This is a genomic window from Ekhidna sp., assembly GCF_039960695.1.
GTDB lineage: Bacteria > Bacteroidota > Bacteroidia > Cytophagales > Cyclobacteriaceae > Ekhidna.
The window spans coordinates 217,436-235,301 of sequence record NZ_JBDVKP010000018.1 but is presented as its reverse complement, the minus strand read 5'-3'; the positions used below and the strand labels follow the sequence as shown (position 1 = coordinate 235,301).

At 39.9% G+C, this 17,866-nt stretch carries 17 protein-coding genes; 4 read left to right on the top strand and 13 right to left on the bottom strand.

What is annotated here, in order from left to right; translation table 11 throughout:
- Nucleotides 1–6 precede the first annotated feature (6 nt).
- Together ABJG98_RS11095 and ABJG98_RS11090 are read right to left on the bottom strand one after the other, a co-directional pair.
- Complete coding sequence (locus ABJG98_RS11095; protein WP_348279584.1) at nucleotides 7–2,436, bottom strand: TonB-dependent receptor plug domain-containing protein; 2,430 nt, start codon at nucleotides 2,434–2,436, stop codon at nucleotides 7–9.
- A 29-nt stretch (nucleotides 2,437–2,465) separates the two neighbouring features.
- Nucleotides 2,466–2,984, bottom strand: coding sequence for a hypothetical protein (locus tag ABJG98_RS11090; protein WP_348279583.1), 519 nt, complete (start codon nucleotides 2,982–2,984; stop codon nucleotides 2,466–2,468).
- Here ABJG98_RS11090 and ABJG98_RS11085 point away from each other — a divergent pair.
- Nucleotides 2,965–3,993 (top strand): SMP-30/gluconolactonase/LRE family protein, encoded by a 1,029-nt coding sequence (locus ABJG98_RS11085; protein WP_348279582.1) that lies wholly within the window; start codon nucleotides 2,965–2,967, stop codon nucleotides 3,991–3,993. The two genes, ABJG98_RS11090 and ABJG98_RS11085, sit on opposite strands and share 20 nt — an antisense overlap.
- Nucleotides 3,994–4,102: 109 nt before the next feature.
- Here the strand turns inward: ABJG98_RS11085 and ABJG98_RS11080 are convergent, their stop codons facing one another.
- From ABJG98_RS11080 to ABJG98_RS11050, 7 genes are all read right to left on the bottom strand, one after another.
- Entirely contained in the window at nucleotides 4,103–4,762 is a 660-nt protein-coding gene (locus tag ABJG98_RS11080; RefSeq protein WP_348279581.1) for a hypothetical protein, read from the bottom strand.
- A gap of 1 nt (nucleotide 4,763) precedes the next feature.
- Nucleotides 4,764–5,552, bottom strand: a complete 789-nt coding sequence (locus ABJG98_RS11075) for a DUF4097 family beta strand repeat-containing protein (RefSeq protein WP_348279580.1) — start codon at nucleotides 5,550–5,552, stop codon at nucleotides 4,764–4,766.
- A gap of 49 nt (nucleotides 5,553–5,601) precedes the next feature.
- Nucleotides 5,602–6,342, bottom strand: coding sequence for a HEAT repeat domain-containing protein (locus ABJG98_RS11070; protein WP_348279579.1), 741 nt, complete (start codon nucleotides 6,340–6,342; stop codon nucleotides 5,602–5,604).
- A gap of 12 nt (nucleotides 6,343–6,354) precedes the next feature.
- Nucleotides 6,355–6,888: a sigma-70 family RNA polymerase sigma factor gene (locus ABJG98_RS11065; RefSeq protein WP_348279578.1), complete on the bottom strand. Its 534-nt coding sequence runs from the start codon at nucleotides 6,886–6,888 to the stop codon at nucleotides 6,355–6,357.
- Nucleotides 6,889–6,992: 104 nt separating this feature from the next.
- Entirely contained in the window at nucleotides 6,993–8,918 is a 1,926-nt protein-coding gene (locus ABJG98_RS11060) for an adenylate/guanylate cyclase domain-containing protein (RefSeq protein ID WP_348279577.1), read from the bottom strand.
- A 3-nt stretch (nucleotides 8,919–8,921) separates the two neighbouring features.
- The gene (locus ABJG98_RS11055; RefSeq protein ID WP_348279576.1) at nucleotides 8,922–10,466 is read right to left on the bottom strand and encodes an MFS transporter; all 1,545 of its coding nucleotides are present in this window, start codon (nucleotides 10,464–10,466) and stop codon (nucleotides 8,922–8,924) included.
- 21 nt (nucleotides 10,467–10,487) lie between these two features.
- Entirely contained in the window at nucleotides 10,488–11,216 is a 729-nt protein-coding gene (locus ABJG98_RS11050) for a DUF3667 domain-containing protein (RefSeq protein ID WP_348279575.1), read from the bottom strand.
- 50 nt (nucleotides 11,217–11,266) lie between these two features.
- Here ABJG98_RS11050 and ABJG98_RS11045 point away from each other — a divergent pair, with 50 nt between their 5' ends.
- The 3 genes from ABJG98_RS11045 to ABJG98_RS11035 are packed head-to-tail and all read left to right on the top strand — an operon-like array spanning nucleotide 11,267 to nucleotide 12,885.
- Nucleotides 11,267–11,578: a hypothetical protein gene (locus tag ABJG98_RS11045; RefSeq protein WP_348279574.1), complete on the top strand. Its 312-nt coding sequence runs from the start codon at nucleotides 11,267–11,269 to the stop codon at nucleotides 11,576–11,578.
- Between the two features lie 19 nt (nucleotides 11,579–11,597).
- Nucleotides 11,598–12,134 (top strand): hypothetical protein, encoded by a 537-nt coding sequence (locus tag ABJG98_RS11040; RefSeq protein WP_348279573.1) that lies wholly within the window; start codon nucleotides 11,598–11,600, stop codon nucleotides 12,132–12,134.
- Entirely contained in the window at nucleotides 12,121–12,885 is a 765-nt protein-coding gene (locus ABJG98_RS11035; RefSeq protein ID WP_348279572.1) for a CPBP family intramembrane glutamic endopeptidase, read from the top strand. The genes ABJG98_RS11040 and ABJG98_RS11035 overlap by 14 nt, the downstream gene beginning before the upstream one ends.
- On the opposite strand, the gene ABJG98_RS11030 is transcribed toward ABJG98_RS11035, so the two are convergent.
- From ABJG98_RS11030 to prfA, 4 genes are read right to left on the bottom strand one after another with little or no spacing between them, the layout of a single operon-like run.
- Complete coding sequence (locus tag ABJG98_RS11030) at nucleotides 12,886–13,251, bottom strand: response regulator (protein ID WP_348279571.1); 366 nt, start codon at nucleotides 13,249–13,251, stop codon at nucleotides 12,886–12,888. It abuts the gene before it with no gap.
- A gap of 3 nt (nucleotides 13,252–13,254) precedes the next feature.
- Nucleotides 13,255–15,234, bottom strand: coding sequence for a tetratricopeptide repeat protein (locus ABJG98_RS11025; RefSeq protein WP_348279570.1), 1,980 nt, complete (start codon nucleotides 15,232–15,234; stop codon nucleotides 13,255–13,257).
- A 58-nt stretch (nucleotides 15,235–15,292) separates the two neighbouring features.
- Nucleotides 15,293–16,666 carry a right-handed parallel beta-helix repeat-containing protein gene (locus ABJG98_RS11020; RefSeq protein ID WP_348279569.1) on the bottom strand — a complete coding sequence of 458 codons (1,374 nt, stop codon included), beginning with the start codon at nucleotides 16,664–16,666 and terminating at the stop codon, nucleotides 15,293–15,295.
- A gap of 17 nt (nucleotides 16,667–16,683) precedes the next feature.
- Nucleotides 16,684–17,754 (bottom strand): peptide chain release factor 1, encoded by a 1,071-nt coding sequence (gene prfA / locus ABJG98_RS11015; protein WP_348279568.1) that lies wholly within the window; start codon nucleotides 17,752–17,754, stop codon nucleotides 16,684–16,686.
- Nucleotides 17,755–17,866: the final 112 nt, after the last annotated feature.

Sequence of the window (17,866 nt, the reverse complement as noted above, 5' to 3'; positions counted from 1 at the left end):
GGCACATCATTCTACCACCAAAGAGTCTTTTAGGAAAACGGGCGCCCCATCTACTGTGATTCCCTGAACGATAATATCGAAGGTTCCTGTCTGATCTGAACTATAGAATGAAACAGGTGCTGCTTTTCCTCCTCCTGTGATAATGGTCGGGTTCCAGTAAAGTGTCGTTCTAAAATCAGGCTTCGCGTGCTCATCGATGGGTTTGGCATAGTTCGGAGAGAAGAACTCCCTTACTTTACTATAGCCTGGGTGGCTATGGTTTAGGATTCCCATATCCTTCGGGCCAGTGTCCGCCAATCCAAAGCCACTTTTGGTGTAGATAGCCACCACACCATTTGCTCCTTGCGATCCATAGATGGCGGCATCTGCTCGATTGAGCACATCTATGTGTGAAATGGAGCTTGGAGTAATCGAATTGACTGCCTCCACTGATATATTGATCCCGTCCAAAAGATAAAGTGGATCGGTACTGCTGTTGATACTGCCTGGCCCACCAATCTGAATGCTCTGATTGGGAAAGCTTCCAAACACTCTGACTCCAGGTATTCTTCGAAACAAATCATAAATACTAATCAGGGCTACGCCTCTCATAATGGAGTCTGCAACTACTCTATTTGTGGGCTCTCCATAGACTTTAAATGGGCTCATGAAAGGATCATTCCGAATTTCTTTCACACCTGTGACCTGTACCGCATCGAGCATAATGGCGTCTTTATCAAAATTGAATGCTCGCTCAATTTTCTCCATTTTCTCTTTTTCCGCCAGGTAAGTTTCTTGTTTCTTGAGTTTGAAAATTGGATAGTTATTGAAATATGACTCATCGAAATCGGGTTGAGACTTTTCATCGAGACTGATGTAGACATCATTCCTTAGCTTTTCTTTACGCTTCAGTTTTCTTTGTGCTTGAAACAACAGGTCCGTAGAATCATAAAAATCATTGCCTGTAAAAAAGAAGCTTCCTTGATCGTCTGTTTCTCCTTGAACAAATCCTAAATCATTATCGAGTATCGACAGTGAAATTTGAGATTCGCGTGGCAATTCACGGTTGTAATAATCTACTACCTGTCCTGAAAAAATGATTCCGTCTTCTGACCAATGCTTTGGCTTATCTGCCTCATCATAGTTCAATACATCCTCCCATTTAAATCTTCTCCAACCTTGTGTCAAAAGCAATAAATCCAGAGATCTAAAAGAATGCTTATCCACCCGCATGTACTGCGCTGGCTGCTCGATCTCTCCGACTAAATCTGATGTTAACTGTAAATAATTAATGATGTTTTCACCATCATCTGTGTATTTCACAAGGTCTCTTGGCGTAATTGATATGGATAAGTTGCTGGGTACATCACCAATCAATGTGTCTTTTACATTCAGACTTAGTGAGACCAGAGATCTTTTATCATACACTGCATTTTTGCTTAACTCAATATCTCTGGTTTTTGGATAGTTTGCATAGACTAGTCTCTCTGCCTGAGGTATTCCATTGGGATCAAAAAATGTGATATGACAAATGCCCGCAGGAAAGTCTTTACGATCCAGTCGTACAGCGAATGCATCATTGGAACTTTGGTTTATTACAGAATAAAATACTTCCCCTGAATGATGTGCTATTAAACCACTGTTAGCCAAAGGCTTGTTTTCCGAAGTTACTGTGATGGTGATTTTCTCGGATTGGAAGTTATTGATTACACGAAGTGCATAACCGTTTTTCTTGACTTCCGGAAGATCAAAGTCATATGTCTCTTCATTGAATGTAATACTTGCCTTCACTTTTTGATCACTCTTAGGCGTAAAAATCAATGCTCCCATTCCTTTTCCGTCGGTTTCCAATGTGGTGATGCTATTGCCTGATTCGTCCATCATTTTTCCTTTCACTCCAATTCCTTTACCAAATTGATCTGTGGCCTTTATGGCAACTATGGACGATACATTATTGACCAAGTCTCCACCTTCCGGAAAAAATGAAAGCATTGGCTGGACTTCAGGTTTGATGTATTCCTCCTCAGTCTGCGTTTTTAATATCCTAAAAGAATGCCTGTAGTAGAATGCCTGATCAAAGTTGCGCATCCAATTTGTATAGGCTCGAATGTGATATTTTCCAGGGGTAAGCGACTCTGGAAGTAATATGTCCCCTGCTGCTCCACCATTATCTACCCTTAGCATTTTCTGATCAACCAACTCCATCTTGGAATTGAAAAGCTCTACATAGATCACCTTGCTCAACGTGATTGGCTCATTTGAAAAAGCATCCACAAGGTATGTTTTAAACCATACGGTTTCTCCTGTGCTGTAATTCGGCTTGTCGAAGTGTATGAAAATCTTTTCTTGTGGATACTTAAGTGAATGGGACGTCAATTTTTTTACAACGTCATCAATATCGAATTGCAATGGAATGGATGCCACTCCTAGTGCAGCTAATAACAAATACCTCTTCATTAACCTGTTTACAGCAAAAGCCTTGCCTTTTAATTACACAACCTTATTTCGAATAATCCTTCTACAGTGTGATCATCATCAAGTACTGCTTGCAAATATCCAATAACTACTAAATTATCTATGGCATAAATCTCCATAAAGCCACTCGACGCGATGAGGCTTCTGGAACTACTCACCTCAAATGAAACCTGTACCTGATTATCATCAATAACCTGTGGTGCTACAAAGAAACTACGCTCAGCAGGCTTGAAGATCGCTTTTACGTGCTTCAGAGTAGGTGCTGGTAAAGTGCATGGATCGCTGACTGACTCTTCGTCAGACAAAAAGCGAACCTGATATTGAAAATCAGAGGAGAATAAATATCCATTGGCTGATTGATAATTCCATTCTCCTCCATCAATCTTTCCTTCAAGCTTTTGATCTGGCAACTGTATGTCATCATTACCGCATCCTGAAAATATTGAGGCTGTCCCGATCAATAGTACTACTAAAGTTTTTCTACTTTTATGAATCACACCCTGTACCAATATGAAAAAGTTTTTACTCACACTGCTCGTCATTATACTCTTAATACTGGCTTTTGTTTTATACACATTTACTTCTACTGGCTATTTCCGTGAAATTAATAACACGAAAAGCTATGAGGTTATTGCAGAAATCCCACTCAAGGGCGCAGAAGATTTGACTATTAGCTATTCTGACGGCTTCATGATCATCTCTCAAGACGATCGTGCGGGAAGAAGAGACGGCTCACCCTCTCAAGGTGCTCTATATTTTCTGGATTTAGATTCTGCAAAATTTCAACCAAAGATTATTTCCGGTGATTATGGATTTCCCTTTTATCCACATGGAATTAGCATGTTGAAACTGGATTCTGCTTACTATCAGCTTTTGGTGGTGAATCATGCCAAGCAACACTCGATAGTGAAGTTTGAGTTGTTTGGTGATAGCTTGGTATACATCGCCACCTATCGTGATCCTTCTATGATCAGCCCAAATGATGTGGTCGCACGGGATGAAGAGTCCTTCTATTTTACCAATGATCATGGCTACACGAGCAAATTGGGACGGCTTGCTGAAGATTATCTCGGCATTGGTGCTTCTAATGTGATCTATTACGATGGAAAATATCGTGAGGTAGCAAATGGTATCAATTACGCAAATGGCATAAATATATCTGAAAATAGAAGCGAGGTATTGGTTGCATCTCCACGTAGATTCATGCTTCAATATTATTCCATTCAGGAAGACGGTTCTCTAGAACATAATCGCGATCTCAATGTCAATTCGGGAATTGATAACATTGAGTTAGATGAAAACGGTAACTTATGGATGGGCTCGCACCCAAGTTTACTCGCTTTTGCAGCATATGCCGCTGGGAAAAAAGATATTGCTCCATCTGAAATTATCAAAGTGACTGATGGCGTGGTAGTAGAAAGTCTTTACGAAAATGACGGAACAGCAATGTCAGCAAGTAGCGTAGTAGCTCCATATGGCGATCTTCTATTTGTAGGCACGGTAATGGACAATGTGCTTGTTGTGCTTAAGAAAAAATAAATTTTTTTTGTTGATTCTTTATCTTCCGAAATTGAAGATGCCGTGACACGCAAGGCATGACACGGCATTTCAGTGTAAAGATCGTTTCGTCACCTCTTAATGATTACAACTATCCTTTTCTCAAATAGATGTTTCCACTAATGGTTTCAAAGTTGGATTGGTTTCCTCCGCTGCTTACTCTTCCACGTACATCCTGACCTACGATTTGTCGTAAGCCTTCCGTGCCATAAGGATATTTGATTTCAATATCTGAATAGACTTCACCTGAGATGGTTTTTGCTTTAAAATCCATTCCTAGTTTTTCTGGTATCGTCACGTCTATTGCTCCTGAGATGGTCTTCAAGTTCATCTCCGTACCGAAATACTCAAATTCGTAATCCCCTGAGATGGTATTTGACCTTACACTAAGCTTCTTTGGAAGATAGACAGTATAGTTTATTGTAGAGGTGTAACTGCAATTCTTCCATTTTCCATCTTCCTTTTTACTGATCTTCTTCCACATCTCCTTGTCCATCTCTACATAAATTGTGGCGCTTGATTGGTCAGTATTAAGTGTGAAGATATCATTGTTTTCACCATCGTTGATCTCAACCATCACCTCTACATACACTTCATTTTTATCCCAGGTTTTAAAGATGATGTCATCGGCGAAAGCAAATTCCAGGTCGAGCATCTCCTGTCCGGAAACAGGAACGGTTGCTGTTACTTTTTTAGGTTGTGCCGACAATCCAAGTGTTGCCAGGCACATCAGTATTAATAGTGTTTTCATCTTAATTAGCTTTTCGTACATATATGTCGCCACTCACTGATTTCAAAGTAACCTCTACTCCTCCACCATTGAGTTTCCCTGTTGCATTTTGTCCGCCAACTCTGCGAATTTTAGCGTCTTCGCCAAAGTCAAAGTCGAACCCAGTGTACACACCGCCTGAGACGGTTGCCATCTTGAATGTTCCTTTGGTTGAGGCTGGAAATGTTACATCTATATCACCACTTGTAGAACTCAATGAAGTTGGCGATGCGCTCGAAAGTGATGAAAATGTGACTTCAAGATCTGAGCTTAACGTATGCGCTACGATTGGTCCAGTCACATCAATAAACTCTAGATCTCCTACCTGACTCTTCGCTTCAACTTCTCCAGCCATCCCTTTTATTATTACATCCCCCGCTTGCCATGAATTGTAGTTGATTTTAAGCTTCAGATTTTTAGGTAAGTACAGTACATAATCTGCCTTGTCCGCCTCGTTGTGAGCGCCAGACAGAGAAATAGTATTTCCTTCTTGCTTGATGCTTAGCCCTATTCCTGTGTTTTCCGGTCCAGTTGCTGAAAGTGGCTTTAGTCCCTTAGCCTTTTCTGGTAAGCCTTCATAGTTTCTGCTTTCAATTCTGATTTCTGAGCCAGAAGTTCCTTCGATGTTTAAATCGGAACTTAGGTTATCAATTACCAGCCAGGTTTCTGCAGCATTTCCCTTCACTGGGAAGCTAAAGTTGGCTGTCTTTGCCTCTTGTGCCATTCCACTAGCGCATATCAAAAGTATTAGTCCTGCTATAATCGTTTTCATTTTATTATTGTTTGAATTTTTAATCATTGTATTAAGTACCGGTATATTTTTATGTCAAAACCTGAATTGCAACTTCTGCCTGCTGCTTCACTTCAGGAGATGTATCTTCTTTCTCAATCATATCTCTTAATGGTGCGATGGCGCTACGCTCTTCCGCATCCACCAAAATGGTGATCAAGGAGATTTGAATCAATGGATCCACTTGTGACTCCAACGACTTCACTAGTTCTGCTCTGACTTCCACATTGCCGATGAATTTCTCAAGCGCCTGAAGTGAGGCATATCTCACGTTCGGGCTTTCATCAGAATTCAATGTGGCAATAAGCGTGGCTACCAGCTCTTCGTTCAAAGTAGATCGCTCTTCTATTTGATTTACCGCCATGATCCGCTCACTTGCTGAATGACGTTGGAGTCTGCTCGTCAAGGTTACCTCTCGTAAGGATTGTATTTCATCCTTTAGTAAGGCCAATTCTTGTGATGAATCACTCGATGAAAACGTGCCCATTCCAAAACCAACAATCAGTAGTGCCGCCGCAGCTGCTATTTGCATCCATGACCATTGGCCACTGCTGCTTTTGATCTTTTCATTAATCAAAGCTTGTTGAAAACCAATGCTAATATTCATTGGCACTTCCAAGTCAGTAGAGGTATCGATCGCCTGCATTATTTCTTGCAGCTCATCGAAACGTTTTTTTAAGTTGGTGTCCGAGTTGATTTTAGATTCCAATTCGGTATTGACCTCTCCTTCTAGAAGCCCTATCATTTGTTCGTCTGTGATTTCTACTTTCATCACGTTTGTGTTTTAATCTTCTACTAATTCAAAATAGATGTCTCTAAGCTCTTTAATCGTCCGATGTACTTGCACCTTTATGTTGCTTACAGACGTCTCTCGCATGGTTGCTATCTGCTCATATTTCATTCCCTGAAATTTGCTTAGTACCAACAGCTCCCTTTTTTCATCCGGCAGCGATTTCATCGCTTGATGGAGTTTCTTTTCACGTTCAATCTCCACATCTCCATTCTCCTCATGCACCTCTGGCATTACTTCCACAGGATTGAATTTATTTCTGTGGACTTTCATCTTTCGAAAATGATCTTTCACCATGTTTCTGGCTATCTGAAAAATCCAGAATTGAACAGAATGGCCTTCCTTGTAGGAGTTGCGGTATTTCATCACACGGATGAAAAGATCCTGAGTAAGATCATCGCTATCAGCGCGCTCAAGCGTGGACTTGAGGAAGTAGTTATAAATGCGCTTACTGTAGCGATTAAAAACTTCGTTCAAATAGTCCAGCTGTCCTGCTTTTACCAGCGACATCAACTGTTCGTCTGTCATTTCCAAATTCTAACCCGGTTAGCCCCCGACAATCATCGGGTGGTGTTTTGTAATTCAGATAAGTTACAAGAAAAGCAAGCGAAGGTTACAGAGAGAAATAAATTTTATTGGACTCCAATTTTGATGAGCAATGATTCGAATCTTTCATTCCCTCTTAGTGGCTTCCAAATGGGGCTAATATGTAGCAGGAGAACTGCTCCGATACGCTGATCAACTACTTTTTCAAGGTAATCAATTGCGATATCGTAGTTACCAAGACCTGTATGTAGCGTTGCAAAGTTTAAATCATCAGAACCATCTGGATGCTGTTCTGATTCTTCAATCAACTGAAAAAGGTAAGCTTGGGCCTTTTCATGTTCTCCAGTCAATGCATGGGCATATCCAAGCTGGACAAATGGTTTCATGGAATGAGCACCTTCTCCGTCTAGGAAAGACTCGAAGATACGAATCGCTCTTTCATATTCTCCGCTCATTAGATACGCCCAGGCTTTAAATTCGATGGCCGCTTTGAAATCTGGGTCCTGTTCGTGCAACCAATCATACACCTCAATGGCCATTTTATAGTCACCTTGCAAATAGTAAACATCCGCCAATGTGCGGTTGGTCGTAAGCGAAAGTGGGTCTATTTCTCGTGCTTTTAGGATGGAGTCCAGGCTCTTTTCCAAATCACCCATGATTAGGTAATAAAAAGACTGTGCTTGATTAGCTTCGGGAGATCGTGGGTTAATCTTCAGCGCTTTATCCAGATATTCCTGTCCTTTTTTAAAATTCCATCGAAGAAAAAACTCAACAAAACCGAGTGATACATATCCGTTCTCAACCTCAGGGTCTAGTTCTATCGTTTTGAAGGCTGCTTCTTCGGTTCTACGATATCCTTCTGCTGAATCTATAAATCCCGTAAAAGACATGAGTGAGTAGGCAAGGGCAAGTCCCGCATATGCTTGTGCGTAATTCGGTTGAAGATTGATTGCTTTTTGAAATGCCTCAACCGCTTTTTTTGCATTACCGGGCGTCCACTTGTTGTAGTAGAACAGGCCTTGCAAGTATGCATTGTATGCCTCGGTATCAATCACTTTAGATTTGTTGGATTCTTCAAGTGATTTTTTAGAAAGTCGTTCCCTTAACTGTTGGGCAATCTTCAGCGAAATCTCATCCTGTACTTCAAAGATGTCTTCAAGCTGTCGATCATAAGTTTCTGTCCATAGCTGATAGCCGTCAAATGTGCTACTTAGCTGGGCTACAATTCTGACTCTATTTCCAGATTTTCGCACGCTTCCATCTAGAATCGATTGGACTTCGAGTTGTTTGCCAATGGTCCGTGCATCAAGGTTTTTTCCTTTGAATGAAAAGGAGGATGTGCGGGAGATTACACGTAAGCCATCTACTTTAGCTAATGCCGTAATTATCTCTTCAGTAATTCCATCGCTGAAATATTCGTTTTCAGGATCAGAGCTTTGATTTATAAATGGAAGCACGGCAATGCTTTTGATCCGTTCTTTGACTTTCCCTTTTAAATCTGTGCGCTGAGGCACTACCAAGCCTTCATTGGTTAATGCATAAACCTCTACTGGTTTTTTGACATTTTTAAGTTCAAACTCTCCCATGAGTACGGGCTGAAAGGTTTGATGATTTTTGATATCATCAAACACCTTATCCGAAACCATCACGGAGCCTGGTATAGAGAAAGACTCGATACGTGAAGCAATGTTGACTCCATCACCATAAACACCTTCTTCCTCTACTACCACATCTCCCGAGTGAATGCCGACTCTTAAGGGTATCCTATTTTTAATGGACGCTAGCTGTATAGAGAGTGCCGAGTTGGTGGCTGATATTGTACTACTGAAAATAGATAGAGCTCCATCCCCGTAATACTGTAAAATTTGACCATCATGGTTTTTAATCTCTTGCTCCAATATCCGTCGATGCTGATCTCTCAACCCTTTCGCGTTGAACTCATCTTCTTGCATCATGGCAGTATAGCCTGCCAGATCGGTAAACATGATCGCACTTAGTTGTCGTCGCGCCATCTTTTATACTTTCTTACCTTCTACCATGAAATATGCAATGCCTGCTGATAAAAACGCCAATATTGCACTCACCCAACAAACCATCTTATAAACAGCAATGAAGCTGTTATCAAAAACTGCGTTTATAGAATCCTGTAATCCAGGATTATAATCTGTAGAAGCTACTGCTTCACCTAGTTTAGAAGCTTCTTGCATAACTTCAGTTAATTGAGGCTTTGAAACAGCTAGTGATTCCATCGATTCTAATACGTGATTGCTGAAAATAAGTATGACTATCGCGCCTAAAATTGCATTCATAAATGTTCCTGAAATTCGGGTAACACTATTATTAATTCCAGAAGCTATTCCACTTTTGCTGTCATCTACACATGCCATAACCGCGGTGGTAAGTGGAACCACAGTGATTGCGATTCCCAAAGCAAATAACAAAAACGGCGGGAAGTACGTGCTCCAGTATGCCGATGGGCCGGCAGTCATCCCAATGAAGGAAAACCAAACCATACCTAACCCAGTAATTGTTGGGCCAATTATTAAAAACCTTCTTGCACCATAAATATGTGTAAGCTCTCCCATCTTTCGTGCTGCTAAAACCATAATAAACGAAAATGGAAGGAATGTCAACCCAGCTTGAAATTGTGAATAGCCTTGTATCTGGATAATATTCAATGATAGAAAGAGCATTACTGCACCCATGCCTGCGTATAGAAAAAAGCTAAGGAGGTTAACCCCAGAAAACGTCATATTTGAAAACATCGTTAGTGGTACCATTGGATCCTTAACTCTCTTCTCAATAATGACGAATGCTGCAAGTAAAAATGTACCACTGGTTAGACTGAAAATGACAATAGGGTGCTGATATCCCCATTCAGGCATTTCTAAAAAACCAAAAGTAAGCGCCGCTAAGCTTAATACTAATGTGGTGGCTCCCTTCCAATCAATCTTTGAAACATCTTGTTGTTTACTTTCAGGTACTTTAAAATGAAGTGCAAGTATGGATAGCAATCCAAATGGCAAATTGATGAAAAAGATCAACCTCCAGAGCCCTGCATCCGCTAGCGCTCCTCCCAGTACTGGCCCACAGATTGTCACAATTGTTGTTGTTGCAGACCAGGTGCCGATGGCCTTCCCTTTTTCTGCTTTGCTAAATACCGCTGAAATAATCGATAAGCTGCCGGGAATCATAAATGCGCCTCCAATGCCCTGGATGGTTCGAAAGGCGATGAGCTGGGTAATGTCTTGAGATAATCCACACAGCGCTGAACCAATGGTAAATACAAGAATTCCAAACTTGAATATTTTTACTCGACCCAGTTTATCTCCGAGGCTCCCTCCTACAATTATTAAAGCTGCTAGCATTAATAGATAGCTATTCAACACCCAAAAAAGGTCAACTCCGTTTGCCGATAAATCTTGCTGCAACGAAGGGAGAATTACATTGAGAGCAGACCCATCTATAAATGCCATGCTGGTGGCTAATATGGTTGAAAACATCGTCCACCTTCCCGTAGAACAATTGAGTGGATAGTGATGTTGGGCTTGAGGAGTCATTTACTCAAGATAATCTGAAAATCACAGATAATAGATAAGGGCTCCAACAGTGCTAAAAATGATCATAGCTGAAGTCACATACATAATGTTTAGCATTAGAAGCTTGATGAAGGTAGTGAACCATCTTTGCTCATATACTTTTCTCAGCGCCCATAGGAGATAAAATTCAAGAACAAAAATTGTAATGATTAAAGACCATTGGCTTAGAAAAACGCTGGACGGAAATATGTAGTCAATCAAGATCACCATTATTGTCAGGAGAACAAAAATGAAGGCATGTAAATGAATAGAAAAGATGAAGTGTGTGAGATAAAATCTTCCTGGTTTTCTGAATAAAACATAGAGAAATAAAGCAAAGAGAGGTAGCAACAAAAAGAATAATCGTGGAAACCAGACACTAAAAAAGTTATCCAAAAATTCCGCTTCTTCATTTCTTTCGAGTGCCACGGTTTTATCTACAGGCCCTAATATTAAAAAGAAAATAATGCTAATGAAGATAAACATGCGCAACGGCGGAATGTATCGAACTCTGCGCCCAACGATGAATTCATTAGTTAAAAAGCCGGGATTAAATAGTAAAGGCCTTACACTCCTGATTATCAAGGAGTCGAAGGTAAAGTAGTCTCCTAGAAAATCCAGGATGAACTGCTTGAAATGAACAACTTTTTCCTTGTGTTGCTGACCACACTTTGGACAGTATTGAAACTCCTTTTCAAGTTTTTTCTCACAGTTTTTGCAAATCCTTTCCAATATTCCTTGTTTACACTAATATTGATGAACCCCGAAAATAATTCGTTGCATTGAGTTATAAACTATTCTTGCTTGGACTTTTGCTCTGCGCTATGGCTTTTTCAGCCAGCAGCCAAAAGATCGTAGTGGACAGTACCTCAACCAACAAGTACTTAGTTAAACCCACAGAACAAGTAAGTGATGCTTCAGCGCAGGAAGAGCTTACATTTAGTGACAGGGCATTGTCTATTGGAAAAGGGATTCTGAATCGGCTAAAAGCAAGACTTAACCTCGAAGAGGCTGCTGAAAGCATTAAGGATAAAAAAAACAAAATTTTAGGTAAAGGAGAGGAGAAAGAAGTCGCCAAGAAAGAGGGGGGATGATTAAACCAAACACATACTGATGACTGAACAACTTACCTGCTCAAATTGTAAATCGACAATTGATGATTCAAGTACCTATTGTGCAAACTGTGGTTTCCCAGAACGTGGAAGTGATGAGGAAAAAAACAAGTTCTTGTATCGAATAAAACTCAAACAGGATGTAGTAAAGGATGCTGAAAAAAAGGTGCGAAGCGTAAAGACTATGCTTTATATCTTGGCTGGCATAAACCTGGTGGCAGGATTTTTCTTCATTTTTATCTTAGATTCCGAACTAACATTCGCTGATGGCATTGGGTTTTTAATAACAGCACTAATATTTATAGGATGTGCTATTTGGGTAAATCGCCAACCGCTCATGGGTGTATTGGCTGCATTTGGCTTTTATCTGTTCATTCAAGTCTTAGCTACTGTAGTAGATCCTTCTACCATCTTTCAGGGTATTTTACTCAAGATCATTATTATCGTGGTTTTTGTAAAAGGTATTAATTCAGCAAGAGACGCAAAAAAATACAGAGACCAATTAACAGAAATGGGAGTTAAAAATGGAAGAGGTTGAGAAAATCTATTGCCATCAATGTCAAGCCGAACAAACCTTAGCATATAAGTTTTGTGGGAACTGCGGCGCCAAAAATCTTGCTCTTTTCAAAGCACGCATAAGGTCTGAGCAGAAGTTCGACGACAATATGAAATTGCTGGTTACTTATTCAGCGTTGATTGTTGTTGCATTGATCATTAACATGGTTATTGAAGATTCTTTAATCTCAATTGTGGTCATTACGGTTGCATTTGCGCTTCTTGATGTAATCTTCTCTTTATTACAGCCCGGTGTATGGAAACTTGTATTTAAGAAAATTAGCCTCAAACCAATATTTTGGATCGTCCCTGCATTTATATGCTCAGGTTTTTTTGTTGGCTTCCTTATGGACAATCTAAATGCCTTACTTTTTCCTGGAGAGTTTTGGTTAGATTATTCTTATTACTTTGAGTCAACGAGTTTCCCTCTTATTTATTCATTGATTATAGTCGCTGTATTTCCTGCGATTTTCGAAGAACTTGCTTTTAGAGGGTTTTTATTTAATAATCTTAAATCAATATCTGGTGCTAACGCGGCAGTTTGGGGTTCCTCTTTTCTTTTTGCCTTGGTTCATTTCTCTCTTTTAAGTCTCATATGGATTTTTCCCTTTGGTCTTTTCCTTGCCCGGTTAAGAAACAAACATGAGACAATTCTCTATGGCGTAATTGCACATTTTACTCATAATGCAACAGTAACGATGATAGAATACTATTATGGTAGCCTAGTCATCTAGCTATTGGCCATTCAAGTAGTTTTCGATCTCTAATCGATCAAATGGCTTTGTAAAAAATTTCTTTATGGTATTGCTTTGTAGTGCTTTCTCGATTTCATCATTGAAAGCATAGCCGCTTAGAATATAATACGGAATATCGTTGACGGTCTCTTGAGCTTTTTCAATGAATTGAACACCATTCATCTTTGGCATATGCATATCGCTTATTACCGCTCGAATTCTGTTGCGGTTTTCTGCCAACTTTAGCAGCCCTTCCTCTGGAGAGTTTGCTACCAAAACATCTCTTTTTCCTTCGAATGAAATTCGGAATAGAAGGAGGTTTGCTTCTTCGTCATCTACATACAATATGGCTGGTTTCTCACTCATCCTTTATAAAGGTAGTGTAATAATAAACTTTGTTCCTGCACCGTGGTTTGATTTTACCTCTATTGTTCCATTGTGTTCCTCGATAATGGAAAAAGTAATAAACAATCCAAGTCCGGTTCCTTCACCTGGTGCTTTCGTCGTAAAGAATGGATCACTAATCTTTATGAGGTTTTCTTCAGGAATCCCTTCTCCATCATCTTCAACCAAAATTTCCATATGTTCTTCTTTTCTCCTGGTTGTGATTTCCAAGGTTCCTTCCTCATGTATTGCTTGCTCTGCATTTGCTATTATATTCATCATTGCTTGATGAAGTCTGCCTTCATTGCCTCTTAGTTCTGCTCCTAGATTTGTGAAGTTGGTAATCACTCTGACTTTGTTTCGGATTTTATTGTGCAGAATTAGTAGACAGTTTTCAATGATCTCATGAATATTGCATTTTTCATCAACTCTTGGTCCTTTTCTACTAAAGTGACTTAAGCTTTTTACGATATTGGTCGCACGATCTACTCCTTCATTCACAATTCTAAAATACGACTGAAGTTCTTCATCCTCATTCCCTTCTAGCTTCTTAGAGAGTGCGCCTATCCCATTCTTTATAAAGTTGAGAGGGTTGTTTATTTCATGACCAACTCCTGCTGCTAAAACTCCAAGTGAAGCCATTTTTTCTGAAGTTATCAGTAGCTTTTGAGTATGCCTTAACTCTTCATTATTCCGATGCAATTCCTTATTTTTTCGATCATTTTTTCGAAGGAGAATGATCATTACAATCAACAAAGGAACTGTTATGATGATTATAAAAGTGAATAGCTGATTGGTAATTAGCTGGTTTTGAATTTCAACCTGTTGACTGCTGAGTTTGAACCGATCTTGCTCTTCTTTAATTTTTAAGGGTATGAGGCTTAAATTTCGAGTAACTACATCCTGAAAGAGTGAGTCTCGAAGGTTGATGTATTTGACCAAGAATTCTTTCTCCTTATCTCTATCACCCAAGTTTGAGTAGATGGTGGAGTAAAGCTTTAGGTTGTCTAGTTGCTGCTGTCGAATTTGAATCTGTTTGGCCCATCCATCACATTTATCCAGAAATTCTAAAGCTCCATTGGCATCTCCTCCTTCCAATGCATTTTTTGCAAGAAGGTAATACACTTCAGACATTCCTTTCTTATCACCTATGGATTGGCTTGCTTGAAGAGAGTTCTCCAAATAGAACTGAACTGAGTCCTGCTTCTTACTGATCATGTATACTTCCCCGATTCCCCGGGCTGCAACAGCTCCCCAGTTAATATTCTCTATTTCTACACCCATCCGAAAACCTCTTCTGAAATACTTCAATGCTTCATCAAGGTTTCCTTCTTTCATGTAAGTGATTCCAATATTGTTAATGGAATAGAGTGTATGATCACGATCATTTATGCTTATAGCTACATCATACGCTTGCTCAAAATAATCTCTTGCTTGTTTGTAGTCTAGAACTCGCTCGAATACCAGTCCAATGTTGTTAAGTGTAGTGGACAAACCATAGGTTTCTCCTATCTTATTTTTTATTGCTTTTGATCGAAGTAGGTATTCAAGTGCTGTTTGGTAGCTTCCAAGGTTATAATAGAGTAATCCAATATTGTTATAGCCATTATTGATGAGTGTTGAGTCTTTTAATGCTACCGCTATTTTGAAAGCTCTTTGATTATATTCCAACGATTGGTCATAATCTCCTTTATAGTAGTGAACACCCGCAATTAGTCTTAGCGACTTGGAAATCATTGAGGAATCTTGGAGACCTTGTGAAAGTGTTAGAGCTTCTTGTCCAAAGGTCATGGCTCGCTCAGGATAATTTAACCACAAATCAATGACGATGTTATGTAGAGCATCTATACGGTCAGCACCCTCCATGTCTTCCATCCTTCTTATCAGACTATCTGCCTGCGGAAAAGCAACAGAAAGTGAGAATAGCAAAACAGCCGCATTAATCGTGGTTCTTAACAATCTCATCAAGATTATTAATATAATAAGAAAAGCGAATAAAGAAGCTATGAATTAGACAAGGGTGCTACTGTTTTTCGATGCGTTCGATTGCCCCAATGTCTGGGAAGCTATCCCTGTTACGTCCTACTAAATCTTTTTGTATGCCAATATCTATACCTCTATCTTTCGCAAAAGCAAGTGTATCTAGCCTGTAATCATTTCCAAAAGCGTCTTTGAATCCTGGAAAATTGAACTCCCGTGAGGTGAAATTATTAGTCAACTCCTCTCCTGATCTTACAATATTGGACGTGAGTGATACCGAGACATTCGCTCCCCCTCCATTATTGATAAGAAGTTCTTCATCCGCTTGTCCCCAAATGATGCAGTTGGTCATTTCAACATTCAAGTCTCCAATCAGTAGATCGCTCTCTCCAATTACCAAATTATCTGAGAATTGAACTGTAGCTTCATCTTGAATAAAAAGCGCTGGTTCATTTGAAAGTGTGCAGTGTTTAAATGAGTAATTTCCTCCCGCAAAGCCACCTACAAGGTAGTTACCACAGTTATAGATCAATGTATTGGTCACTTCTATGTCTGAAGTAAATGCCAGAATTCCAGCCTGACTCATGTTATATATCTCCGTATTAGACACCAATAGATCTGGCAGGTCATCATCATCTGGTGTGCCTATTCTCAATCCTACTTGACCGTTAAATATTTCTGAGTAGCTAATTTCATTTTCAGTACTTCCTTCCAGAAAATATATTCCGTCCCATTGACCAGGAACTAAATCATAAACACCATCAAAACGAGCATTTCTAAAAATAATGTGCTCTGAAGAATCCCCAATGGCTTTTAAAGTGCCTTGAATGAACATTATCGCATCATTCTCAAAATAGATGTTCGCTCCCTTTTCTATAACGAGCTGGCACCCCGCAGAAACAAGTACCGTATCAGCAATGATGTAGGGTCGATCACTTGTCCATGTCTCATTGCAAATACTGGAACTGTTGATAGTGTTTCCGTCCTGGCCATAACTCACAAGTTTTACATGTTCCTCATTCGTGTTCCACCGAAAAATAAGTGAGTCTTTTACTAGATAAGGAAGGTTTTCATTACGAGGCGTCACATTTACCTCCACGAGTATCATTAGGCTATCACCACCAAGTATACGCTCATTGCTTAGTGAACTTGTCTCTTTTCCGTTGATAATAACTGCGTAATCTGAATTCGCACCATTACCTAGTGCAATCTCTGTAAATTGGATAGCCCGATCATTGGGATTGTAAATGGTTAGTCTTTGAGTGCTGCTCCTACGCTCGGATAGCAACGTATCAAATACGACAGAGTCGTTGCTGAAAATCAGCGAAAGACTTGGGTCAAACGAAACAGACTCATCCCTTGTTGAGCATCCAACCCAAAACGTAAATAAAAGTATGATAAGTAGCGTATTTCGCATTTTAAGTTAAAAACGGCTTATTCTGCCTCTTCTTTCATAATCTCTGCATTTTCTGCAATTCTAAGCTGCTCTATAAACTCTTCAATATCTCCGTTCATCACATTTGGAAGGTTAAATACTGATAAACCTATTCGGTGATCAGTTACTCTACCTTGAGGATAATTATATGTTCTGATCTTATCTGAACGATCGCCTGAGCCAACCATACTTTTCCGCTGACTACTTATCTCTGCGTTGTGTTTTTGCAGCTCAATTTCATATAAACGTGAGCGTAAAACTTTGAGCGCTTTGTCATAGTTGGCGTGTTGAGATCGACCATCCTGACATTCCACCACAAGTCCCGATGGTGCATGCGTAAGTCTTACCGCCGACTCAGTTTTGTTAATGTGCTGACCTCCTGCACCGGATGCTCGAAACGTGTCTTTTCTGATGTCACCCATATTCAGCTCTACATCTACTTCTTCAGCCTCTGGTAATACCGCAACAGTTGCAGCAGAGGTGTGAACTCTTCCTTGAGATTCTGTGGCAGGTACACGTTGAACGCGATGTACACCGGATTCAAACTTTAGCTTCGCAAAAACATCTTCCCCCTCTACAGAAGCTACAATTTCCTTATACCCTCCCGCACTTCCTTCATTAAAATTGAGCACTGAAAAACTCCATTTTTGATCTTCTGCATACGATTTATACATGCGGAAAAGATCACCAGCAAAAATAGATGCTTCATCACCGCCAGTACCAGCACGAATCTCTAGTATCACGTTTTTACTGTCATTTGGATCTTTCGGAATAAGCATCACTTTGAGTTCCTCTTCCAACTTCTCGATTTGTGGTTCCCGCTCATCAATTTCTGCTTTTGCCATCTCCCTGAATTCGGGGTCTTTTTCATTGCCTAGAACTTCTTTCGCATTGGCCAGATTACTAGACGCCTCAGAATACTCTTTGTACTTGACTACTATTTTCTCAAGATCCTTATACTCCTTGTTAAGCTTGCCATACTTTTCCATGTCCGTGACTATGTCTGGCTGCACGATCAGTTGACCCACTTCTTCGAATCGGTGTTTTATTTCCTCCAGTTTCTCAATCATCCACTTAGCTATTATTGGAGGTAAAGTTACTCCGATTTAAAAAATTTTAATTGGGTCTTTTTTTTCTAGTTTGGCAATTCATGAGATGTCCACTTTCACTGTTCAATCATTA